This window comes from Streptomyces sp. NBC_01244 (assembly GCF_035987325.1).
GTDB lineage: Bacteria > Actinomycetota > Actinomycetes > Streptomycetales > Streptomycetaceae > Streptomyces.
Genome location: NZ_CP108489.1, coordinates 276,427 through 300,239, shown reverse-complemented (window position 1 = coordinate 300,239; position 23,813 = coordinate 276,427). Strand labels below are relative to the sequence as shown.

Annotated in this window: 17 protein-coding genes; 10 read left to right on the top strand and 7 right to left on the bottom strand. The window is 69.0% G+C overall.

What is annotated here, in order from left to right; genetic code table 11:
• Positions 1-959: 959 nt before the first annotated feature.
• Positions 960-1,877: a hypothetical protein gene (locus tag OG247_RS43580; protein WP_327258057.1), complete on the top strand. Its 918-nt coding sequence runs from the start codon at positions 960-962 to the stop codon at positions 1,875-1,877.
• A gap of 202 nt (positions 1,878-2,079) precedes the next feature.
• On the opposite strand, the gene OG247_RS43575 is transcribed toward OG247_RS43580, so the two are convergent.
• Both OG247_RS43575 and OG247_RS43570 read right to left on the bottom strand, forming a co-directional pair.
• Positions 2,080-2,277 carry a serine protease inhibitor gene (locus OG247_RS43575; RefSeq protein WP_327258056.1) on the bottom strand — a complete coding sequence of 66 codons (198 nt, stop codon included), beginning with the start codon at positions 2,275-2,277 and terminating at the stop codon, positions 2,080-2,082.
• Positions 2,278-2,407: 130 nt separating this feature from the next.
• Positions 2,408-2,716, bottom strand: a complete 309-nt coding sequence (locus OG247_RS43570; RefSeq protein ID WP_327258055.1) for a hypothetical protein — start codon at positions 2,714-2,716, stop codon at positions 2,408-2,410.
• Between the two features lie 167 nt (positions 2,717-2,883).
• On the opposite strand from OG247_RS43570, the gene OG247_RS43565 reads away from it, so the two are divergent.
• On the top strand, positions 2,884-3,174 hold the full coding sequence (locus OG247_RS43565; RefSeq protein WP_327258054.1) for a hypothetical protein: 291 nt from the start codon (positions 2,884-2,886) through the stop codon (positions 3,172-3,174).
• Positions 3,175-3,484: 310 nt separating this feature from the next.
• Here the strand turns inward: OG247_RS43565 and OG247_RS43560 are convergent, their stop codons facing one another.
• The 4 genes from OG247_RS43560 to OG247_RS43545 all read right to left on the bottom strand — a co-directional run bounded on the left by OG247_RS43560 (position 3,485) and on the right by OG247_RS43545 (position 10,588).
• Positions 3,485-4,477 carry a helix-turn-helix domain-containing protein gene (locus OG247_RS43560; RefSeq protein WP_327258053.1) on the bottom strand — a complete coding sequence of 331 codons (993 nt, stop codon included), beginning with the start codon at positions 4,475-4,477 and terminating at the stop codon, positions 3,485-3,487.
• A 12-nt stretch (positions 4,478-4,489) separates the two neighbouring features.
• Positions 4,490-4,762: a hypothetical protein gene (locus OG247_RS43555; RefSeq protein ID WP_327258052.1), complete on the bottom strand. Its 273-nt coding sequence runs from the start codon at positions 4,760-4,762 to the stop codon at positions 4,490-4,492.
• A 1,330-nt stretch (positions 4,763-6,092) separates the two neighbouring features.
• Positions 6,093-9,269: an SMC family ATPase gene (locus tag OG247_RS43550; protein ID WP_327258051.1), complete on the bottom strand. Its 3,177-nt coding sequence runs from the start codon at positions 9,267-9,269 to the stop codon at positions 6,093-6,095.
• The gene (locus tag OG247_RS43545; protein WP_327258050.1) at positions 9,266-10,588 is read right to left on the bottom strand and encodes a metallophosphoesterase family protein; all 1,323 of its coding nucleotides are present in this window, start codon (positions 10,586-10,588) and stop codon (positions 9,266-9,268) included. The genes OG247_RS43550 and OG247_RS43545 overlap by 4 nt, the downstream gene beginning before the upstream one ends.
• Positions 10,589-10,720: 132 nt before the next feature.
• Here OG247_RS43545 and OG247_RS43540 point away from each other — a divergent pair, with 132 nt between their 5' ends.
• From OG247_RS43540 to OG247_RS43505, 8 genes are all read left to right on the top strand, one after another.
• The gene (locus OG247_RS43540) at positions 10,721-11,566 is read left to right on the top strand and encodes a hypothetical protein (RefSeq protein ID WP_327258049.1); all 846 of its coding nucleotides are present in this window, start codon (positions 10,721-10,723) and stop codon (positions 11,564-11,566) included.
• 48 nt (positions 11,567-11,614) lie between these two features.
• Positions 11,615-12,754 carry a hypothetical protein gene (locus OG247_RS43535; protein WP_327258048.1) on the top strand — a complete coding sequence of 380 codons (1,140 nt, stop codon included), beginning with the start codon at positions 11,615-11,617 and terminating at the stop codon, positions 12,752-12,754.
• Positions 12,751-14,259 (top strand): hypothetical protein, encoded by a 1,509-nt coding sequence (locus OG247_RS43530; RefSeq protein WP_327258047.1) that lies wholly within the window; start codon positions 12,751-12,753, stop codon positions 14,257-14,259. Before OG247_RS43535 ends, OG247_RS43530 begins: the two co-directional genes overlap by 4 nt.
• Positions 14,249-15,610 carry an AAA family ATPase gene (locus tag OG247_RS43525; RefSeq protein WP_327258046.1) on the top strand — a complete coding sequence of 454 codons (1,362 nt, stop codon included), beginning with the start codon at positions 14,249-14,251 and terminating at the stop codon, positions 15,608-15,610. The genes OG247_RS43530 and OG247_RS43525 overlap by 11 nt, the downstream gene beginning before the upstream one ends.
• Before the next feature lie 153 nt (positions 15,611-15,763).
• The gene (locus OG247_RS43520; RefSeq protein ID WP_327258045.1) at positions 15,764-17,233 is read left to right on the top strand and encodes a DUF3375 domain-containing protein; all 1,470 of its coding nucleotides are present in this window, start codon (positions 15,764-15,766) and stop codon (positions 17,231-17,233) included.
• A complete protein-coding gene (locus OG247_RS43515) occupies positions 17,230-17,820 on the top strand; it encodes a DUF4194 domain-containing protein (RefSeq protein WP_327258044.1) in 591 nt (196 codons plus the stop codon). The genes OG247_RS43520 and OG247_RS43515 overlap by 4 nt, the downstream gene beginning before the upstream one ends.
• Positions 17,817-21,251 carry an ATP-binding protein gene (locus OG247_RS43510; RefSeq protein ID WP_327258043.1) on the top strand — a complete coding sequence of 1,145 codons (3,435 nt, stop codon included), beginning with the start codon at positions 17,817-17,819 and terminating at the stop codon, positions 21,249-21,251. The genes OG247_RS43515 and OG247_RS43510 overlap by 4 nt, the downstream gene beginning before the upstream one ends.
• On the top strand, positions 21,248-22,426 hold the full coding sequence (locus OG247_RS43505) for a Wadjet anti-phage system protein JetD domain-containing protein (RefSeq protein ID WP_327258042.1): 1,179 nt from the start codon (positions 21,248-21,250) through the stop codon (positions 22,424-22,426). The genes OG247_RS43510 and OG247_RS43505 overlap by 4 nt, the downstream gene beginning before the upstream one ends.
• Positions 22,427-22,658: 232 nt before the next feature.
• Here the strand turns inward: OG247_RS43505 and OG247_RS43500 are convergent, their stop codons facing one another.
• Positions 22,659-23,534 carry a hypothetical protein gene (locus OG247_RS43500; RefSeq protein WP_327258041.1) on the bottom strand — a complete coding sequence of 292 codons (876 nt, stop codon included), beginning with the start codon at positions 23,532-23,534 and terminating at the stop codon, positions 22,659-22,661.
• Positions 23,535-23,813: the final 279 nt, after the last annotated feature.

The following is a 23,813-nucleotide window of genomic DNA, read 5'->3' as shown; positions in this document are numbered from 1 at the left end:
AGCGCTGCGCGCTGGGGACTGAAACCCCTCGCTGCGCTCGGGGGGCTCGCTCCGCGAGCCAGTGCCTCCCCTCCGGGGAGGAAGCCCTCCGCTTCGCTCCGGGCTGGGGGCCTTTGGCCCCCAGAGATACCGAGGCGCTGCGCGCCTCGGATTGAGGGCCCTCGCTGCGCTCGGGGGGCTCGCTCCGCGAGCCAGTGCCTCCCCTCCGGGGAGGAAGCCCTCCGCTTCGCTCCGGGCTGGGGGCCTTTGGCCCCCAGAGATACCGAAGCGCTCCGCGCTCGGGCCGGCCCGCTTCACAGGCCCACGCCTCCCCCTTCGGGGGAGGGAGTCCTCCGCTTCGCTTCGGCCTGGCTTTGCTGCGGACTGCTCGGGTCCGTTTCACTCCACCCGAACGGCCCGCTCCGCGGGCCTGAGTGACCCCGTTTCACGGGGACCGGGCCTACGGCCCGCTGGGCGGGTCCGCTCCGCTCCCCCACCCAGGGCCCTTCCGGCTCCGCCTCCAGGACCAGCCTGCTCCGCGGGCTGCCAGCAGCAGCGGCGCATCCGGGGTCACTCGATCCACGTCCTCCAACGCGCCGGCTCCTCACACACCCCCCGACTCAAGAGCCTGCCGATACGCCTCCTGCCAGCTGGTCCCGCCGCCATGCAGCAGGACACACCCCTGAGGGACCGGCTGCAGCCCATACCAGAAGGCGGATATCAAAAAGACCAGGATGAACGCGGCAAGAGGATGCCTCCACGTAGGAGGACCAGAAAGAGGCTGGATCACCCCAAGACACTAAACACACCCCTCACCAGGCCACCCCGAGGGGGTGCCCCTGGCCCGTCGGGTGAAGCCATCCCTCTGCTGGCCTGAGTACAGCAGGCAGGGTCCCCGGTCGAAACGCTCTGGACCGGCGCCCGGTAACATAGATCTCTTCGGGCCCTGTTGGGGCCTGGAGTCAAAAAGGTGAATGCCGATGACTCTTGGCGAACTGCCCATCATATGGAGCTTGTCCTCCGAGGATGCCCGAGCTGGATGGCGGGCCCTGTGCTGGAGCGCCGGGCCGAACAGCGAACTCGGCGTGATGCTGGTTCAGGAGCAGAACCTTGACCGTTCCCCGTATATCAAGGGATGGGTCGGATGGGGTGTGGTGGCTCCGTGTGACGGCATCCTCGTGGTGGTCTCGGACGGAGTCGAACGCCGGACACACGTAACTCGTATACCCGCATGGACCAGCCACCTGGCTCTGCTCTCGTGGTCGCGGTTCCTCCTGGCGTCAGGCCGTACACGCCGAGACCAGGACGGGAACTGGGACAGGAACGCGGTGGTGTATTCCCCCGGGGGACACCCGGTAAGTCACCTCTGCATCGGCGATGACATCGACTACATCATCAGCGACCGCAACAGCGACATCTGGACCTCATACGGTGACGAAGGCATCTACGGTGACCACCCAGTGACCAGCGCCGGACTGGCCCGCTGGAACACCGACGGTACCCACACCTGGGGCCCGCAGGGACGGCTTCCCTCATGGCCCCTCGGGGGAAGCGCGGCTGCCACCGAGAAGGCCACCGTCTGGCTCGCCTGGTACAGCCACGAAGGCGCATTCCTGACCCGGGTCGACCCCACCACCGGCGACATCACCAACTACAGCAACCCCCACAAGGACACCGACGGCATCGCGGTCCGTGGCACCCGAATGATCCTCACTCACCGATTCCACAACCGGCCCGACGTCGAATTGAGCCGCGCAGAACTCATCAACGACGCCTGGATAATCACCTCCCGGGAGAGACTCGCCCTGCCAGGGCCAGTAGTCATGCGCTGCGCTCAGGGGCGTGACGGCGTCCTCTGGATCCGCGGCGGCGATACCTGGACACGGATCGAAGCCTGAGTCACCAAAGCACCCCACGACACCGAAGCGGGTACCTGCGCGCTTAGGACCGAACGGCCGCGCTGCGCGCGGGAGGTGACCCCGTTTCACGGGGTCCGGGCCTACGGCCCGTTGGGCGGGTCCGCTCCGCTCCCCCACCACTGGTCCTTCCTGATCCGCCTCCGGGCCAGGCCTGCTTCGCAGGCCTGGCTATCAACAGCCACTACCCCCGCCTGGGCTCCCGGATCACCTTGCCGTCCTCCACGAAGAGCCTCACCCGCTGCTCGTTGAAGTCCATCGTCACCATGCTGCCCTCGGGCACCACATGGACCACAATCTCCGGGAACTCCGCCCGGAGCTGCTCGCGGGCCTCCTCCACCGGCTTCCCCCTCAGCTCCGGCCACTCACTCTTCGTCTCCATCAGCCCCTCCAGGGTGATGATCGCTTCGGGTCTCGCTCGACGCCACAGCCCATCCACTCTTCCGGCTCTTCGGCCCGTGTCTTGCACCGCATCCGGCCGGTTCGGCGGATTTGCTTGGCTTCACAGGGGATCACAAGCCGCTGTCGATACCGGTCACGGCCGGCGGACCGAGCGGGGCATCAGACTCTGAGAGGCCTGCCTCCTTCAGCGCTGCCGAGACGATCCGCATGGCATCGAGCTCCGCCTCGTACTTGTCCGGAGCCTCAACCTCAAGCCGGATGGAGAAAGTACCGTCCTCGTTCAGGGTCAGGAGGCGCAGCCCCTCCTTCGCACTGACCTCCGTATGCCGCGGGGCCAACTTCCGCTCGACGGCAAGGGGCACGGAATCGGCAACGTCCGACACGAACGTACCCGGGACCGTGATGACGAAGCTGGTCACGACAACTCCTTACATAGGGTGAAACTCCAGTGCCACCCGACTGCCCCCAATTCTTCACAATGAACTCGTACCATGCCATCCCGGACGCGCAGGCCTACCACTCCACTCCCCTGGCTAGTGTGGCCGGCAACAACCAGGCCCACGCCTCATCACGTGGATGCTTCAAAATGAGAGCCAGATTGAGTCTGGACTGGACGCATAGCGCCCCGCATCGTAGGGCCGCCGAACAGGTTGTGGCCTACGACCAGACGCACGGGACACTGGCCGCACCCTGGCACGGCACCCGCTCGGAAAGCCGGTCAGGCCGTGGCTCACCAACGTGCGCTGGCCTGGCGGGCTGGGCAAGGACCCGGTCCGCGCCCGCCGCCATCGATCCGGACTGGAACCCGGGCGAGAGCGGCTGGATGGTGGACTGGCAGCGGCACTACGCCCAGCTCCTCGCCGACGGCGCCGCCTGAGCCCGATCGTCCCCGGAGTGACCCGGCACGGCGAAGGCAGCTGCGACCTCCACATCAGGGCGGGACGCAGCGGCCTTTCAAGCGGGCGTGCGGGCCCTCGCGCAGTGCCGGGAGCGGGAAGGCGACGGAATGGGCCCGGTAGTGGGGTCGGTGGCTGCTCCAGAATTCTGGAACAGCCACCGACCTACGGTTCACGCTCGCGGTACGTGGTCCGGCGGCGGGTAGACCTGGCCGGGCGAAGGAGACCTCGGCCCCAGCGCCCCGCCTGGCCGGGGTTGCCAGTGGGCCCGCCGGTTACGCCGGGGTCGCTCTACCCCGAGGCGCGGCGTGCGGCCGGCGTCCTGCGTGCCAGCCTCACCAAGTGCTCCTCCTGCTTCGCCGGCATCACGACCAGCTGGCGTGATGCCGGGAGCGGGAGTAGCTCGGCGGAGGCGGGGGCCTGCTCGGTCTCCAGGAGGGCGAGCGCCAGGGCTGCGATGTCCTCGACCGTGCGCTGCTTCGCCGCCGTCTGCAGGAGCCGCGCGGCGAGTTCGGTCTCGCCTCCGGCCTTCAGGCGGGCCACCAACGCCGCGATCTCGGCCGGGGGCCGGGTCACGGCGGCCTCGATCAGGACGCCCGACGGTGAGAACCCGCTCGGGTCCGCACCGCGCTGCTCCGCACGGCGCTCACCTCCACGGGGCTCGGGGTTCGGCCCCTCGGAACGCGGGGCCGGCACCTCACCGATGGCAACCACGCGGACTTCCTCCGCCCTGCTGGTGTAGAAGACGTTGCGGGCGACGCTGACCCACGGACCCACCTCGACATCGCACGCCCTGGCGATGGCCGCCACCACGCGCGGCTGCGGGGGCCGTGGACAGCTCAGGGCGTCGCCGAGCGTGCTCCTGGGCACGCCGGAGAGGTGGGACAGTTCACGGACCGACAGCCCCGCCTTGGCCACCAGTCCCCTCAAACTGTCCTGGAAGCGCTCCACATCGGTGTCCGGCTTGCGCGCCCGGCCGCCGACCGGCAGCCGTGGCCGGCGCTCCAGCGCCCAGGGCCGCGCGCGCTGCCACGCCCTCCTCGCCCGGTCGTACAACTCGCCGACCGCCTGGGCCCCGTTGTCGTCGGACAGCGCCCGCGCCGTGGCCATCACGGCGCCCTCGGACGGCAGGGTCTTGCCCGAGAACAAGCGCGAGAGCGTGGCGACCGAGGCGTACCCGCCCGTCGCGTTGCAGATCGCGGACAGCGTCGGGTTGCCCCGCGCAGCCCGCAGGCGGCGGAGCTCATCCACGAGCTCCACCGCCTCCGGAGTGATGCTGTGCATCCTGGTGTCCAACTAGCCGGCGGCGCCGGGCGCGACCACCAGGGTCTTCGCCGCCAGCCGACGGACGGCCTCGATACCGCCCAGGACGGCCGCGACCACCTCCACGCTGACCGTCGGCGGCACACCGCACGCCACCAGCGCCAGCACGGCGAACACCGCGATCACGATGATGATCACGAACGTCTTCGACGGCTTGAGACGCTTCCAGGTCTTGCGGACCCCGCACACCATCAGGTCCCACCCGCGCAGCGCGCGGCGCAGCGACCACCTACTCATATCGCTCACTTCTCCCATTCTTCTTTTTTGTTGGTCCAGATCTTTTGCCGGGAAAACAGCCGGGAGAGCTGGCAGGCCCTCATCGACTTCCACGATTACTACATACGAATGGGGGCCACTGCAAGTTCCCTTAAAAAACGACCCCGAGCCCCTCGCACTTAGGTGCGAGGGGCTGAGAAAGTGGAGCTATTCATTCCGCGTTTCCGTCTGCCAACGGAGGCGGTATCTTTCCCCGGCGATCTGGACCAACAGAAGCCATGGGACCTGCACGTGGGCATAGCGGTGGCCAATGCAAGCCACCGCCTACGCGAGGCGTTGGGACCAAATATGGGCTCCGATAGGCTGTCCGGCAAACAGCAACACCGACAGTTGCAACATCATGTTAGCGACGACCTGCGGTTTCCTGTGGTTTTTTCAATTCCGTCCGGCTGTCCGGCAAGTCCCCTAAACTCGCGGCTAGACGCCAATCGGACCCCAATCGGAATGGGAATCCGCCCTTTCACAACGGCCAATCCCCTCCCGCATCTCGCCCAGGAGATCCCCGGCACCGCGCAGCGCGAGGACGAGGCGCGAAGAGCGCGACCCGTGTCGGGCTCACGAGATAAGGGTGGAGGAGCGGCATCTTCAAGATCGGACTAGGCGCGGGGTAGCCGTGTCCCGGCGGCGGGTACTCCCGGCCCGGCAGCTCGGCCACGCCATGGAGGACGATGCGCTCGAACTCCGACAACTCCCCCGGCTCCCCGTCGTCGGCGGCCTCGTCGATCGCCTTCAACAACCGCATCGACCGCTCCTGGTCCGCCTTCGCCCCCGCCGAACGCGAACGGCCCGGTACGCCGCCGGGAACAGGCGGCAGCAGGGTGCGGTCCAGGGAGCCCGAGCGCCACAAGCTGTTCAGGACCACGGCGCCGGCCATCAACGACAGGACCAGCCCCGCGTCCGTGTACCCCGGACCACAACACCCACCCGGCGCAGCCCTGCAGGAACACCCCGGGCGGCATCGTTCCCGGATCCGGGAACGGCTACCTGCTCCGGCCCGACCGCCGTCTCGGCGCGGCCAGCGAGCGGTGCGCAGGGACCGCCGGCTCGGCCGGGGCGGCGCCTGCCGAGCCGGGGGCTGCGGCCGGGGTGGTGGTGGAGCGGGAGCGTGCGGCGGCCGCCGACACCATCGGCATCGCCGTCAGAGGCGCGCCCAGCCTCCAGGAGGCGTCACCGGTCAGGCCGGCCAGGACGTCCTTCGGTCAACTCGCCCGCCAGTCGGTGCCCGCTGTGTGTGGGATGAAATCGAGCGGGGGGAAAGCCTGGCCCTGGGGGCGGCGATGGATCGTGTGCCCCGTGGCGGCTACCGCGCCTGGGAGTGCAGTCCGCTGGCTAGGTCGTTCTGGGCCATGTCGTCTCGCTCAGCCGGTGTGAGCCACCGGGCGGAGGAGCCGGCGGTGGTCCGCTCCACCCACAGCACATCGTCGACGGCCTCGGCGACGGCGTGCAGGTGGCTGATCACCATTACCAGGCGGTCACCGCCGACCTGAGCGCGCAGTACCTCCAGTGCCAGGTCCAAGGCGGTGGTGTCGAGGGCGGCGAAGCCCTCGTCGAGGAAGAGGGAGCCGAGAGTCGGCCCGCTGCGGGAGTGCAGTTCGGCAAGCGCCAGGGCCAAGGCGAGAGACGCCATGAACTTCTCCCCTCCTGACAAGCGATTCGGGTGGTGGGCGACCCCGGAGCTGCGGCTCATGATGTCGAAGTCGTCTGCGAAACCGAATCGACCGTCAGACATCTGCCCGAGCAGGTCGCTGGCGACGCCGAGCAATGCGCGGGTTCGCAGCGTGGTGAGGTGGCCCAGGAACTTGGCGTCAACCAGTTCGCGGCGTAGTACCTCGAGGGCTTCATAGCGGGCTTCCCCCGCGGTGATGGCGAAGTCCAGGTCAGCGGCCGGCTTGATCAGGTCCTGTGCTTCTCGCTGATTGCAGCGCTGGTCTTCGGCCTCTTTGGCTGCCTGCGCGGCTGCGGCAACGAGCGGGTGAAGTGATTTGGGTGTGGTCAGGTCGGCTGAGGCGTCGAAGCCGTCGACGTCGGCGAGTGCGGCTGCATGCTCGTCGAGACGCCTCTCGGCGGCGGCTGCGCGTTCTGTCGCCACAGCGGCTCGCTCGGTGAGTTTGTCGCCGAGTGCCGAGGTCGTCGTCGAGAGGGCGGCGGCGTAGTGGCGGACCTCGGCGATCGCCGGCTGCGTGGGAGCTGCCGGCAGCGCCGGCCGGTCAGCCTCATCGAGATGTGTGCTGGCCTGGACGGCGGCCTGGGCCCACGCGTCCAGGTTGTCACGCAGTTTCTCCAGGGGGCGTTCAAGGCGGGCTCGGGTGTCGTGGTCGAGGGTGCGCTGGTCGGCGAGTACCGCGTTCTTCTCCGCTCGGGTTGCTTCCCTCTGGTCGAGCAGCTCTTGGAGTTCGGTCTGCAGGGCGGTGACGGCCGTGGTGGCGGCGTCCGTCTGTGCGGTGGCGACGTCGATCGGGTCGTGCGGCAGCATCGCCCGGATGCGAGCGGGAAGCATGCCGATGTCGGCGGCGGTCCTTGCCACGGCCCGGGTGCGGCGCTCGTGAGCTGCGGATGCGTCTTTGGTGTCGCGGTAGTGCGCCTTCGTGCGTTCTGCCAGTGTTCTGCGGTCTGCTTCGATCCCGGCGGTGCGGCGGTGCTCTTCGTCCTTCAGCTGTTCGGCGTGTGCGGTGGCCGTGTGTTCGCAGGCGGAGATGGCGTCGGTGATCGCCGCTGTGTCCTGCTCAGGATGTGCGGCGCCGGGGGTGGCCAGGACCGTAGTGGCTGCGGTCAGCCTTGCTGAGGCTGATGTGGCGTCGAAGCCCGTGCCTGCTTCGGCGGCCTGGGCCGCAAGACTCCGGAAGGCTCGTACCGCCTTCTCGGTGTTCTCCCGCACCGTCTGCTGTGCGCATGTGTGCTCCTGGTCGCGTTCGAGTACCGCTTGGTCGGCGATGGCCACGGCGGCGCGGGCTTCGGCGCGCAGCTCGACGACTTTGTCGTGTGCGGTCTTCGCCTGCTCTCGTTGCGTGTTCGCCTCGGTCAGCTCATGCGCGTCGGCCTGCTCGGGGTTGAAGTCGGCCGGGAGCTGCCGGTGGCATACGGGACAGTCGTCGTCGGGGTGTAGTTCAGTGGCAATCGCAGCGGCCTTCTTCCGCAGCCGGAGCGCCTCCAGGTGTGTCTCGGCCGCGGTGAGGTCTTCGCAGGCCGCGGTTGCCATGGCCTCCGCCGGGCCGAGGTCTTCGTGGGCGGATTTCTGCCGGCCCACCGCGCTGGTGTGGGCGCGCGTGGTGTTGGCGATGTGCCGGGCCGCCGAGAGGGCCGCGTCCCCCGCGATGCGGGCTGCGGTGGCGCACGTGCGGGTCTGCTTACTGTTCTCGGCGGCGGTGCGGGCTGCCTCCGCCGTCGCTTGGGTGTGTGCGGCGCGTTCGGCCAGTTCCGTTTCGGCCGTGGCGATGGAGTCGCGCTCGTCGTCGAGTTGTGCGGTGAGGGAGGCCAGTCGGTCGCGTTCGCCACGGTGTTCCTCGGCGGTTTCCGCGAGGGTCTTCAGGAGTATCGCGGCATGGGCGAGGGCGTCGCGCCCTTCTCCTTGCGTCTCTGCCGTGGTGATCGCTCCGGTCAGTTCCTCTTCCCTGGCCGCAGCCTGCTCGGCACGCCGGTCGAGGGTGTCGCGCCGTGCGGCGAGTTCGGTGGCCTCGGAGTCAAGCGTGTCGAGGACGGCGGCGGCGTCGGTCGCCTTGCGTGTTGCCAGGGTCTGGGAGGCGCTGGTGGCAGCCGCCGCGGTGTCCCGGGCTTGCGAGGCTTCTTCCTGCAGTGCGGTGATGCGGGCTACGGCGGTGTCCAGGCGTTCGGCCTGGGCTGTGGCCGCGTCGGCGGCCGCACCGGCTGCTGCGGCCGCCTCCTCTGGGTTGTCCGGCATGGGGGCCCGTTTGGCCCGTGCGTCGCTCAGCAGTTGCTGGAGTGTGCGGCCGTGGCGGACGGCCAGGTTCCGGACGGTTTCCAGTGATTCAGCACCGAATAGTTCTCGGAGCCGTTCACTGCGTTCCTTGGGAGCGGCAGTGAGGAGCTGGTCGAACTTGCCCTGCGGGAGCATCCCGACGCGCAGGAAGGTGTCGTAGCTCATCTGCAGCACCGTCTTGATGCGGTTGTCGACGGGTGTGGCGCCGTCGGTCTCCTCGCCGGTGTCCAGGTTTTTCAGGTGGTGCCGGCCCGCGTTCGGGTTGGTGGCGTGCATGGTGCGGTGGACACGCCAGTTCTGCCCGTCGTGTACGAAGGTGAGTTCGACGCTCATGGCCTGTGCGCCGTCGGCGATAAGCTGCCGGGGTTCCTTGGCGTCCCAGGAGCTTTTGCGGAACAGGGCGAAGGCGATGGCGTCGAGCAGGCTGCTCTTGCCGGCGCCTGTGTCGCCGAGCACCGCGACCAGGCTCCTGCCGGTGAAGTCGACGGTGGTCTGGGCGGGGTAGCTGCGGAATCCGGTGAGGGCGAGCTTCATCGGTTTCATCGCGTCGTCTCCGCGTCGGTGGTGTCGGTGCTGGTGAGAAGGCTTGAGCGGTCGATGGCGTCGAGGGGCTGGCCGGCGATGGCCGCGCTCAGCAGCGTCTGCTCGCAGCACGGTGCGGGATCATCGGCGTCGGGTTCGGCCCGCAGGTGGGTGAAGGCGGTCATGGCTCGGTCCAGGGCCAAACCGCCTGTGCCGCGGTCCGCAAGGTAGTCGTGCAGCAGGTCGTCGATGTCGGGCAGTTCGGTGGTGGAGGTCTGCCGGTCCAGCACGCGGTGTGCTGTGCCGGTGCGGCGCTCGTCGATGTCGACGAGCGTCGCCCGCGGCAACATCTTGGCGAGGGTGGCCGGCAGGGACGGGTCGAAGACGTCGACGTTCACCACCGCTTTCACCCAGGCGTCCCCCACACGGGCGGCGTGGTGGGCGATCTGTTCCAGGGTTCCTTCGAGGCGGACCAGGCGGCGGCCTGCGGTAAGCGGTTCGAGTTCGATGCGGGGGTTGGTTCCCGGGCCGATCTCGGCGAGTACGACGCCCTTGGTTTCGCCTGTCTCGCCGAAGTCCATCTGCAGGGGGCTGCCGGCGTAGTAGGCGGGGAATCCGGCACGGCCGACGGGCTGGGGTTTGTGGATGTGGCCGAGGGCGCCGTAGCCGACGTCGGGCAGGTCTGCGGCCGCAGCCGCGTACTCGGTGCTCAGGGAGATCCGCCGCTCGGAGTAGGACGGGAGGGCTCCCTCGATGAACAGGTGCGCGGCGTAGACGAGGACATCCCGGGGGCCTCGGTCGGCGGTCAGACGGCGGTAGAGCTCGGCCTGGACGGTGCGCATGCGCTCGGCGTAGGTCGCGGTGGTCAGGGCGGGGTCAGCGAAGTCGTAGGTGAAGCGGTTGGGGTGCAGGTAGGGCAGTGCGCCGATGCGCAGGGTGAGCTCCCCGTTCCTGGTCGGGTACTCGGCGAGGAGCAGTCGGTCGGGGCGGGCTTCGGTGGCGAAGCGGACCCGGGCCTGGTCTCCCTCGCGGACGCCCATGTCATTGAGGACGTACTCCAGGAACTCCAGGACGCGAGTGGTGTCGTGGTTGCCGGCGACGACGACCACGGGCGCGATCGTGCCGAGGCGGCGGAGCGCCTCTGACCCACGTCGCATGTCGTCCAGGCTGGGGCGGGGGCTGTCGAAGACGTCGCCGCTGTGAACGATCAGGTCGGGGCCGTAGTCCGCGGCGATGGCGATGATCTCGTCCAGGACGGCGTCGACCTCGCTGTCACGTCGATGGCGGCCGATCTGGCGGCCCAAGTGCCAGTCGGAGGTGTGGAAAACGCGTCCCGTCACTGGTGCCTCCAGAGGAACGGCCTGCTGGGCGGCGCGGGTTGCGCCGCCGCGGCCGGAGGTTCGGTGACCTGACTGTACCCGAATCACAGGAACAAGTCTGGAAAACTCTGGAACTCTGGTAAGGTCTGGTACATGAGTGATCCGCTGGACGCCCTGGAGAAGAGCATCGGCACCCTGCGCCGCGCGATCCGCGACGCCGCCGCCGCCGGTGACACCGAACGGGCCGGCGAGCTGCGGATGCAGCTGCGCCGCGCCGAGCGGGCCTGGGACGCCCTCATCGACGCCGACGAACCTGCGGCTGCCCCGCCCCGCCCAGCACCGGAAACCGCTCCGGCCGCCCGGGGATCGCAGCTCCCGGCACGCGAACACGTCCACCGTGCCCTGATGCTCCTCGGGGTCCCGGCCGCGCCCAAGCTGATCGTCGGCGTGCACGAGGCGTTCTTCCCGGGAGAGCTCTCCGCGTCCAAGCTCTCCAGCCTGCGCCGGGACGAGGAGCGCTCCTACCGCTCCAGTCCGGGAGCCCGGCCGTACTACCTGTGCCCGGCACTGGCGCACGACCTGCTGACACCGGTGCGGGCACTGATCACGATCAGCACCTGGACGCTGGAGCACCGCGTCATCGGTCCGCTGTCCCCGCGCGTGGACTTCCTCACCGGCGCGCTCCGCATCGCCGAAGCGGTGCATACCTCAGCCGAGTCCACTGCGGACGGGCCCAGTCCGGAGGCCCTGCGGCTACTGTGGCGCTTCGCCGTCAACATCCCCGACGCCATGCCGAGGATCGCCTCCGGTCACGGGGGCGCGCTGGATGTGCAGCAGGTGATCGGCGCCGCCCAGGCCGAGCTGGACGTGCATACCGACACCGACCGTGCCACCCGGGCGGCCGCCGCGCGGCAGGCCCGCAAGTCCCTCGGTGACAACGAGCAGTTGTTCGGCGCGCCCCTGCGGGGCGTCACACATCTGCGGTCCGCCCGTGCCTGATTTCCATCTCCCGCATCCTTCTTCTCCCCCGCAAGGATCTACGAGACCGTGAAAGAACCAGTCGACGACCGCCTCGCCGCACTGCGCGGATCCGCGAAACGCCTGGACTACAACGCCCGGTCGCTGGCGGCCCTGGAGAACAACCCGCGCTGCACGCTGCGGGCTTTGCTGGACGCCTCCGGCTCCGACAAGGCCGCAATCGCCACACATGTCGGCCACCCCCCGTCCTTCGGCCAGTCCTCCTTCGCCATCACCCGCGGCAACGCCTTCGAGGCGATGGTGAAGGACAACGGCTGCGCGGAGCTCCTGCGCGTCCTGCGCGAGACCCTGGAACTGACGCTGCCGGAGGTGGGGTACCAGGACCTGAACGACGTCGGCGGCGACGGCCGTTCCAAGGAGCGCCATGAGCGCACCGAGGAAGTCCTGCTGCGGGCCGCCCGGGGCGAGGGCGACGGCACCTTGTTCGACCACCCGATGCTGTGCCTGCAGATCGGCGGGCACAAGGCGTACCTGGAACCGGACCTGGTGGCCTTCCGCATCGACGGACGCTTCCACGTCGTGGAGATCAAGAGCTTCCCGATCATCGACGAGCAGGCCGCCCCCACCCAGGTACGGGCGGCGACCACGCAGGCGTGCGCTTACATCATCGCGCTGCGCGACCTGCTCGGGCGGGCCGGCATCAGCAAGGACGTCGTCTCCGACACGATCGTGCTGGTCGCGCCGAAGGACTTCACCAACCGCCCGACCGGAGCGTTCGTCGACGCCCGCAAGCAGGTGGCCGCCCTGACGCGTCAGCTGTCCCGCATCGCACGCATCGGGGACCTGGTGGACCTGCTGCCCGAGGACCTCACCTTCGACCTTGCCCCGGACGCGGAGGATCGGCCCCGGCGCCCGGCCGAGGAGCTGACCGAGGCGCTGGACCAGGTCCTCGCGACGTACCGCCCGGACTGCCTGAACCACTGCGAAATGGCGTTCTACTGCCGCGCCCGCGCCCGCGCGGAGGCCTCGCTGGATGTCCTCGGGCCGGTGGTGCGCGACCAGTTCGGTGGAATCGACACCACGACCATGGTCATGGGGCTGGCGCGCGGAGAACTGAAGCCGAGCGAGGACCAGGTGGAGATGGCCGCGGCCCTGCGGCACGCCGCACGGCTGCGTACCGAACTGGATGACCTCGGGGGTGTGGCATGAGCACGCTGTCGGCGCTGGCGCACGTGCAGGCGATGGAGTCGATGCAGGCGGTGCCCCTGACCGAGTTCCGGCACCGGCATCTGTCCGCCCGGCCGCTGGTGATCGTCCCGCTGGCCATGGCCGGCGAGGCCGGAGCGCCCTTGGCCGCGATGGTCGGCTCCGCCAAGAGGAGCGGGACCCTGCTGGTCGTGACCCAGCCCCGCAACCGGGACCAGCGGTTCGCGTTCGCCGCCGGCCTCGGCCAGATCGTGATGGACTACATCGACTCCTTCCGCCAGGACCGCCGCGGAGAAGGCGAGCGTTCCCGGTACACCGACGCACCGCAGATCCTGGTACCCAACCCCGGCGGCGTCAAAGCCCTGGCCGATCTGGGACGCATGTGCCGGTTCCGCGCGACGTCCGGTCTCTACGCGGTGCCGGATGTCGTACCGGAGTTCGGCATGTGGCTGACGTTCCTGGCAGACAGGGCCGAACAGGCCGGCACCTCCATGCTGCTGCCCGTCACCGGGATGCTCGCCGAGCACTGGGCGACCGGGCAGAGCACGCTCGAAGACCAGAACCTCGCCTCTCTCATGGCCTGGATCGCTCCTCCGTCGGGCTTGAGCGTCGAGCAGGCCATGGCCGATGCGGAGAACCCGGACGTGTGCCCGCCGGCGGGCCCGGCGACCTCCCCCGAGTTCGACAACCGCGACCTGGCCCCGGCGATCAGAAAGTTCGACACGGCCCGCACGCTCGACGACCCGCACGCGCTGGCCACCGCCGAGACCGAACTGCGGGAACTGATCGCGGGACAGACCCAGCCCACCTGGCGCATGGTGTGGCAGGCCATATCGCTGCTCCGCTCCGTTCCCGAGGCACCGCGGACCGCCAAGCGCTTCGAGGGTGACTGCAAGGCATTCACGGGCTACTCGGACTACCGGGACTCCGGCGGGCTTCCGCAGCGCAAGCGGGACACCGCGATCGGTGCTGCCCGGCGGCTGGGCTGGCTGGAGCGCGCACTGGTCGAATTCGAGTCCGACATGGCGTTCGACGATCGTTTCGTGCTGGCCGACCGGCGCAGCGCCGGTGAGGCGTTCGCCGGGACGGTCGTGGAGGCCGAACCCGGCCGGACGGTCACCACGGACAAGAACAGGCAGGTGCCGCGGCCACGCGTCACCATCCGTACCAAGGATCCCGTGCGGCTGGCCGCCGACACCAAGCTGATCAGCCCGTCCCAGCCGGCCGGCCACAAGGCCATGATCGTCTCCGTCCTCCCCGACGGCGACACCACACGGGTCACGGTGGAAATCACCGGCGGCATGGGACGCGGCCGCGTCCCGAAGCAGGGCACCGTCCCGGAGTCGGGCCAGCCCGTCGCCTACCTGCCCGACCCGGGGTGGCGCCCGGCACCGCAGTTCCCGGCCTCCGACGCCGCCCCGTGGACCCACAGTGCCACGGACGAGAGCGACACCGATTCCGCCGTTCCCGAGGACGCCGCAGCAGAGGAGTGGGGCAATGAGGACTGACACCAGCATGACACCGGAACGGGTCGTGCCCGACCCTGCAACGGCCGCTGCCGCTGCCACCGAGGCGATCCTCGCGAACATGGCCGACGGGCGTCACAGGGCCGTGGTCGTCGACTCCCCGCCGGGCGCCGGCAAGAGCACCCTGGTGGCCCGCGCCGCCCAGGAGCTCTCCGAAGGCGGCGAGCGCCCGATCATCGTCGCCCAGACCAACAACCAGGTCGACGACCTGGTCATGCGTCTGGCCAGGGAGCATCCCGGCATCGCCGTCGGACGGTTGAGTGCCACCGGCTACACCCCGTCACCGGCCCTGGGTGCCCTGACGAGCACCATCGTCGGCCGCACCCTGGCCGACCTGGCCGGGTGCCGGATCATCGTCGGAACCGCCGCCAAGTGGGCCACCGTCCGCGACGCCAGGTTCGGCTGGGCGATCCTGGATGAGGCCTACCAGATGCGTTCGGACATGCTGTTGCAGATCGTCGAACGCTTCGAGCGGGGCCTGTTCGTCGGCGACCCCGGCCAGTTGGACCCGTTCGCGATCGTTGGCACCGAGCGCTGGATCGGGTTGCCGCACGACCCCACGCAGAACGGTGTCAGCGTGATGCTGGAGCACAATCAGAATATTCCCGTGCACCGGCTGCCGGTGTCTTGGCGTCTGCCGCTCTCGGCCGCACCGACCATCGCCCGGGCGTTCTACCCATTCACCCACTTCACCGCCGGAACCGGTGAAGACACGCGTGCCCTGGGGTTCCGCACCGCCGGGTTCGCCCGCACCGACCTGGACGAGACCCTCGTCCAGGCGTTCACCACCGGCTGGGCCCTGCACGAACTGCGCCGCCGGCACGTTCCGCGAACCGACACCGAGACCCTCCAGACCGCCGCCGACCTCGCCGGCAGGCTGCTGGACCGCGGAGCGGTTGCCACTTGCGAGCGCCACCCGGGCGGCCGGCCCTTGGAACCCCGCGACATCGCCATCGGCGTCGCCCACCGCGACCAGGCTGACCTGGTCCGGGCCGCGCTCGCCCGGACCGGCAGCCCCGGCGCGCCGGGCGTGGCAGTGGACACCGCGAACCGGCTACAGGGCCGCGAGTTCGAAGTCGTCATCGTCGTGCACCCGTTGTCCGGCCGCCGGGACGCCAGCGCCTTCCATCTGGAGGCCGGGCGACTGTGCGTGCTCGCTTCCCGCCACCGGCAGGCGTGCATCGTCGTCGCCCGCGAGGGCATCGCCGATCTTCTGGACAGCCACCCCTCGACCGACCCGGTGCATCTGTCCGTGCGCGCCAAGTTCCCGGACGGCTGGGAAGCCAACCAGATCATGCTGGACAAGCTTGCCCAGCACCGCGTCGCCGCCTGATCCCACACGATGCTGCCGCCCGACGCCCGGCATCTCGATTAATTCGCATAATTGTTCCATTTTCCGGGTTTTGTCAGTGCCCGTCTTTAAGGTTTCCGTATCCGCTCCATTCCGGGTGGATACGGAAACCGCAGGTGCGCGACCGGGGGTTGCATGCAATTCGATCAGGTCACGGCTCTCACCAGCCACCCGGCATGGGTGCTACTGCGCGCGGACAACGCCACATTAGTGCTGTCCTTCTGCGGCACGGTGTTCGTCGAGGAGAACGCGCGCGGCGTGCCCGAGAGCGTGCTGGAGTCCCGGCTGGACGATCAGCTCTACCTCCTCAACGAGCGCGAGCCCGGCTCCTTTCCGCGGACCGCAGGCGGCTATCTGGCGGAGTGGACGAAGAGCGGTTGGCTGCGTAAGTACTACCCGCCCGGCGAGGACGAGGCGCACTTCGATGCGACCACGGCCCTGGAGAAGGCCGTGGCCTGGGTGCGGGATTTGCCGGCACGCTCGTTCATCGGGACCGAGTCCCGCCTGAACACCGTCGTCACGCTTCTTCGGCAGATGGCCTTCGGGGCGCAGACCGACCCGCAGGCGCGCATCGACGAACTGCGCCGGGAACGTGATGCGCTCGACGCCCAGATCGCCCGGCTGCTCACCGGAGAGGTGGAACTCCTTTCCCCGCTGGCCCTGCTGGACCGCTACCAGCAGGTGGAGAGCATCGCGGTCGAACTCCTGCGGGACTTCCGTGAGGTGGAGGCGAATCTGCGGGAACTGGACCGTCGGCTGCGTCGGCAAGTGGCGACCGCGGAAGGCGGAAAGGGCGAGCAGTTGGCCGACTTCCTGCTGGAGCGCGACGAGATCGCCCAGTCCGACCAGGGGCAGAGCTTCCAAGCGTTCTTCGATTACCTCCTCTCCCCACGCCGCCAGCAGGAGCTACGGGAACTGCTGCAGCAGGTCACCCAGTTGCCGCAGCTGGAGGGCAGAACCGACCGGACCCTGCTGAAGGTTCCGTTCGCCTGGCTGGAGGCGGCGGAGAACACCCAGGACACCGTCCGGCAGCTGACAGAACAGCTGCGCCGGTTCCTGGTCGACCGAAGCCGGGCGGAGGACCAGCGTGTGCTGGCGCTGGTGCGCTCCGTCCAGCGCCACGTCACCGCCCTGGGCGACATGGCGGATCTGCCCGGCATGGAGCTGGAGATGCCCCAGGCGGGCATCGCGCTGCCGATGGAGCGCCGGCTGTACATGCCGGTCGAACGCGTCGAGTTGGACACCACCGTGCAAGGGCCTTCCGACGACACCGAGGCGGATCTCACGGAGCTGTTCGCCGGCATCCACGTGGACACCGAGTTGCTGGCCGGCCACGTCCTGGACGCGGTCGCCGCGAGCCCGCACGGCCAGGCGGCCCTGGCCGCTGTCGTCGAGGACCATCCGCTGACCCTGGGGCTCGCGGAACTGCTCGGCTACTTCCGCATCCAGCATCCCGATCTGGATGTGAGCGTGGACCCAGGGCATACCGATGTCCTGGTCTACCCGCGTGTGGGGGCACCGGGCCACGCCCGGGCCGAGGTGCCGCATGTGATGTTCGTACGCAACGCGGGCGGCACGGCCGCCGGAAAGGCCGACCCTCGATGAGCGATGCCCTCACCGCCCCCGTGGTCCACCTGCTGAAGGCGGGCGTGCTCTACCAGGGCGACACTCCGCTGGTGTGGGAGCAGATCCTCGCCCAGCAGGCGGCGATCGGCGACTACCTCGGCGTGATCGGCCTCGATGTCGTCGTCGACCGCGCCGAGGGCTACGCCTACGTGCGCCAGCAGGACAGTGAGGCCCGGGACGACGGGACCACCGTGCCGAGGCTGGTCACCCGGCACCGGCTCTCCTTCCCCGTCAGCCTGATGCTCGTCCTGCTGCGCGGGCGGCTGGCGGACAGCGACGCCGGCTCCGTCGATCCGCGCCTGGTGCTGAGCCGCCAGGACCTGGTCGAGATGGTCCGCAGCTTCCTGCCCCCACGCGGCAACGAAGCCCAGCTCGTCGACCAGATCGACGCCCACATAAGGAAGCTCGTCGACCTCAAGGTGCTGCGCCCGACGAAGCAGACCGCAACCTACGAGGTACGGCGGCACCTCAAGGCCCTGGTCGACGCCCAGGTTCTGAGCGATTTCAGCGACCTCCTCGCCACCTACCGCAGCGCTGTCTCCACCACGGTCAAGGACGACGCATGACTCTCACCACCGGCCCGGCGGCGCTCATCCCCCACCAGACGGCGCCCGGCCCGGCACACACCTACGACGTCGGCCCCGGATTCCGGCTCGCCCGCCTGGAGGTGCTGAACTGGGGCACCTTCCACCGCACCACCCGCACGTTCGCCGTCGACGGGCACAGCGCGCTGCTCACCGGCGGTGTCGGTTCGGGCAAGTCCACCCTGGTGGACGCGATCACGACACTGCTCCTGCCCGCCCACAAGATCGACTACAACAAGGCGGCGGGTGCCGAGGCCAAGGAACGCGACCTGCGCTCCTACGTCCTGGGCCACTATCGGAACGAACGTGTCGAAGCAACGGGCAGTACGCGCCCCGTGGGGCTGCGCGGCCATGCCTCCTACAGCGTGATCCTGGGCGTCTTCACCAACTACGCCCTCGGTACCCACCTCACACTCGCGCAAGTCTTCTACTGGACCTCTCCTACCAGTACCGGGCAGCCGGAGCGGTTCTATCTGACCGCCGAGCACCCGCTGTCCATCGACAGCGACTTCACCGGCTTCGGCACCGACATCACCGACCTGCGTCGGCAGCTGAAACAGCGTGGTGCCACCCTCCACGGCAACGCGTACACGCAGTACGGCAAGGCGCTGCGCCGCGGCCTGGGCATCCCCGGCGAGCAGGCTCTGGAGCTGTTCCATCAGACGGTGTCGATGAAGGCCGTGGGCAGCCTGGACGAATTCGTCCGCGAGCGGATGCTGGAGCCGTTCGACGCGCAGGCAGCCGTCGACAAAATCGTCGCTCACTTCGACGCACTCACCGCCAGCCACAACGAAGTGGTGCGGGCCCGCCAGATGATCGAAGGCCTGACCCCGATCGTCGAGGCGTGCACCCGGTACGACAACCTCCAGGAAGACCTCACCATCCTGGAAAGGCACCGCGGCGCCGTCCCCGCGTTCTTCGCCGGTCATCGCCAGCGCCTCCTCGGCGCACGCCACACGGCCCTGCGTGCCCGCACGATGGAACTGGAGGAACTTCAGTCCACCCGCGCGCGACAACTGGAGCAGCTGCGCGGTGCGGCCGACGGTCTGCAGCGCCGCATCGACGGCGCCGGCGGGGAGAAGCTCGTCCTGCTGACCGGCCGGATCGATGAGTTGGGCCGCGACCGCAAGCGGCGCCGAGACCGCGCCAGCGAGTACAACGACTGGCTCGCGCAAGCAGGCATGGACCCGGTCACCGACTCCGCCTCCTTCCACGAGCGCACGGAGCAGATCGCCGCCGCCCGTACCCGGGCCGGGGAACAGGAACGGCAGAGCCGCGAGGAACTGGACGGCCTCGCCGTCGCGCGCCGCGACAACACCGCCGCGACCGACGAGATGCGACGCGAGATCACCAGCCTGCAGCAGCAGCGCTCCAGCATTCCCGCCCATCTGCTGGACCTGCGCCGCGAACTCGCCTCCGCCACCGGCGTCGGCATCGACGTCCTGCCGTTCGCCGGCGAGCTGATCCAGGTCCGCGACGACGAGGCCGCCTGGGCCGGCGCCGCCGAACGCGTCCTGCGCGGGTTCGCCCTGTCCCTGCTGGTCCCGCACACTCACTACGATGCGGTCTCGTCCTGGGTCAACGGCCGTCACCTGGGAATCAGGATCGTCTACTACGAGATTCCCGCCGACACTCCGCGCACCGTGCTGCCCGACGACCGCACTCTGCTGACCGGCAAACTCGACCTCAAGTCCGACAGCTGGGCACGCGACTGGCTCGCCGCACGGCTACGCGCCCGCGCCGATTACCTGTGCGCCGAAGACCTGGACACCTTCACCCGCGCCACCCGGCCCGCCGTCACCCGGCAAGGCCTGGTCAAGGCCGGCGGGGGCCGCCACGAGAAGAACGACACCCACCGCATCGACGACCGGCGCAACTGGGTGCTGGGCTGGAGCAACCAGACCAAACTCGACGCCCTCCTCGCCGACGCCGACCGCCTCACCCGCGAGAGCGCCGCCCTCACCGCCGCCACCCGCGAACTCGAGACGCGGCAAAAGGCCCGCGCCAAAACCAACGGCGCCCTCACCCTCCTGACCAGCGTCACCGCCTACGCGGAACTCGACTGGCCGGCCAGCGTTGCCGACATCGAAGAGCTCGCACGGCAAAAACGCACCTTGGAGGCCGAAGCAGGCCTGGACGCGCTCACCTCTCAGCTCCAGCAAACCAGGAACGACATCAAGCAGAGCGAGGAGGCCTTCGGCCAGGGCCAGGAAGAACTGGGCGCGCTCCGCCACGACACCGAGGGCACCACCACGCTGCTGGAGAAGACCACGAGCCTGCTGGCGAAGTGCGACCTCGACGCCCTGGCGGAGCACGAAAGCGCCCTGAGCCGGTTCCTGCCTGCGGCCGGCAGCGAAGACAGCCGCCTGGAGGACCTGGACACCGCCGAGCGCGACGCCGAAGCACAACTGCAGCGCACGATCGGCAGACGCAACGACGCCCTGCGCCAGGCGAGCAACCAGGCAATCGGGCTGATGACCGCCTTCCGCGGCAGATACCCGGCCCACACCACCGAACTGGACAACTCCATGGAGTCGGCCGTCGGCTACAGATCCCTGCACCGCCATCTCACCAACGAGGACCTGCCCCGCTTCGAGCAGCAGTTTCTCCTCTACCTGCGTACGAATGTCATCCGGGACATCGCCTCCTTTCAAGGCCGGCTCACCGCCCAGGAGCAGCAGATCCGCGATCGCATCGACGTGATCAACGACTCGCTGGCCGGCATCGACTACAACCCGGGCCGCTACATCCAGCTGAACGCCGCCCCCACGCTGAACAGAGAGATCCGCGAGTTCCAGCACGACCTGCGAGCCTGCAGCAGCGAAGCGCTCTCCAACGACACCGGCGACGCCTACACCGAGGAGAAGTTCCTCCAGGTCAAAGCGCTCCTCGATCGGTTCAAGGGCCGTGCCGACCACACCCGAGTCGACGCCGGGTGGACCGCCCGGGTCTCCGACGTGCGGCGCTGGTTCGTCTTCTCCGCCAGCGAGCTCGACCGCGGCACCGGCAACGAGCACGAGGTCCACCCCGATTCCGGCGGAAAGTCAGGCGGCCAGAAGGAAAAGCTCGCCTACACCGTCCTCGCGGCCTCCCTCGCCTACCAGTTCCGCATCGACCCCACCACCGCCAAGGCCAAGACCTTCCACTTCGTCACCATCGACGAGGCCTTCGGACGCGGAGACGACTCCTCCGCCCACTTCGCCCTCGACCTGTTCCAGCGTCTGGGCCTGCAGCTCCTTGTCATCACCCCGCTCCAGAAGCTGCACGTCATCGAGCCCCACGTCACCCGCGTCGGCTACGTCGACAAGCCCGACGAGACCCGCTCCCGCCTGGTCAACCTCACCATCGAGGAGTTCCGCGCCCACAAACAAGCGGCCCGGCAGGCCCACCAGCCGCCCGCGGAGCAGTCATGACACCGGCCGGGTGGAGCCGCCCCGAGGACGTTGTCGAGACCCTGCGTCGCAAGTGGACCAGCGGCCGCTACCTCGCCGCCGCAGCAGGCGGACACCCCTTCGAACCCATCGCCGTGCCGCTCAAGGGCCCGACCGCAGCCGACACCCTGCACCATTACGAGCAGGCACTCGCCTGGGCGCAGTCCTGGGCCCCCGGCCTTCACCCCCAACTGCGCCTCCAGACCAGATCCATCGGCGGCCGCAACGGCCTTCCCTCCCACACCGTGCCAGCCCGGGCCTGGGTCGACACCCGCCTCGCCCTATGGGCACTGCTGGGCGTCACCGACCTGGTCGACCGCTTCCACACCCTGTACGAGCACACCGCACTTCATTACCCCGGCCTCGCCCGGTGGATGACCGACCACCCCATGAAGGTCCTCGTGCACACCGCGGCCTGGCACCAGCTCGTGCGCACCGTCCGCTGGATCCGCGACCACAGCGCACAACAGGTCTACCTGCGCGAGATCGACGTCCCCGGCGTGGACACCAAGTTCATCGAGACCCACAAGGCGATCCTCGCGGAGCTCCTCGACCATGCCCTCCCCGAGAACCGCATAGACACCGGCGCCCCGAAGAATGATCTCGCCGCCCGCTACGGCTTCCGCACCAAGCCCGTCTACATCCGCCTGCGCTACCTCGGCGCCTCTCCCCTGCCCTTCAGCGAACTCACCGTCCGCGCCCAGGAACTGGCCGAGTGGCCCCCGAGGGTACGCACGGTCTTCGTCCTCGAGAACGAGATCACCTATCTCTCGCTCCCGCCGGTCCCCGACGCCATCGCCATTCTCGGCTCCGGATACGCCGCTGCCCTGCTGCGTCACCTGCCCTGGCTCGACGACGTCGACCTCTGCTACTGGGGCGACATCGACACCCATGGCTTCGCCATCCTCGACCAAGTCCGAGCATGCTTCCCGCACACCACGTCACTACTCATGGACCGCGCCACCCTTCTCGCACACAAGTCCCACTGGAGCCAAGAGAAGACGCAAGCACGCGACGGCCTGACCAACCTCACACCCGAGGAGGCCCGCCTCTACCAGGACCTGCGGACCGGCACCTACCGGCCGCACCTACGCCTGGAGCAAGAGCGCATAGCCATCACCACCGTGCGAGAGGCACTGATGCGGCACCGGGGGTGATGCCCGGGGGCTGTGGACACCCGACTGCAGCAACCGGGGGCGATGGGCGTGAGCGTCTCCGGCACGGGGCACGGCGTGCATCCGGAACGACCCGGCGTCCTGCGGCACCTGCTCCGGGAGTTTTGCCTCAGGGCGTGGGAGCGGAAGGGGGCCGTGCCGGCAGAGTGTCGGCCGGGACGGCCCCTTCGGGGTGGTGCGGGTGGGGTGTCGGTCGGGGCGGGTCAGTGGGTGATCAGGCGTGGTTCCAGACCGGGGCGGTCTGACGGGAGATGCCGTAGACGAAGTTGGAGAGGGTGCCGTTCGCGTTCAGCACGATGATGGTGTTGTTGTCCTGGAGGATCGCGGGCTTGCCCTTGGCGAAGTAGGTCCAGTTGCTCCAGGAGCCGTGCGAGGTCATCTGGACGCCGTACAGACCGTCCTTCTTCACCAGGCGGACCTTCGTGCCGCCCGCGACGTTGTAGACGCCGAGCTTCGGGGAGGTGGTGGTGGCGCCGGTCCAGGTGTGGATCTCGCCGTCGACGGTGAGGCGGACGTAGCGCTCGCCGACCTTGCGGACGTCCTGGTAGGCGTTGCCCACCGGGTGCAGGAAGCCCACGCGCTTGCCGTTCTCGATGAGGTGCGAGCTGAAGAGCTGCGGGCCGGCCTTGTAGGTCTTGACGGTCAGGCTGCCGTACTTCGTCGTGGAGTAGAGGCTGCCGGCGGTGTTGCAGGCCTTGGGGAGCTTCGGGAACGCGGTGGCGGTCCACGGCGTGTCGCCGCCCTGGGTGCGCTGCTTGAAGACGGGCGCGGTGGACAGCACGCCGTCGATGCGCAGGCCGTTGGACAGGTCCTGCGGCTTGGACTGGTCGACCGTGGCCAGCACCTTGCCGCTCTCGTTGCGCAGCTGCGCCTTGGCGCCGGTGTGGGCGCTGTTGGTCAGCTTGACGGTGTAGCCGTCGAACAGCGAGGGGATGACCTGGCTCTTGATGCAGTTCTCGGCGACCACCTGGGTGCGCGCGGGGGAAGCCGCCTGGGCCGGGGAAGAGGCCGCGAACGCCGTGGCGGGGGCGGCGATCGCCGCGCCGAGGAGGACGAGGGCGGTGGTGGTGGCGCGGAGGGCGGTACGCATGACGACTCCTTGAAGCGGTGCACTGGGTGAAGGAGAGCCGTATGCCGTGGTCTCTTCCGGTGGAGGCCGTCGAGTTCGGGCTGCTGGCTACGGAATGAAAATTAGTGATCTTGTGTGGGTGGAATGGTCCGGTCCGCGTCACAGGCGTGTGACAGAGCATCGGGAAGCACTCGCTCTGCGGCAGGCGCCGGTGGTCGTAGAGGCGGGACGGGCCGCTGGTTTTCGTGGTTTTCGCCAAGGCTGGCTGGCCGGGCGATAGGGAGAGACTGCCAGGTAGAG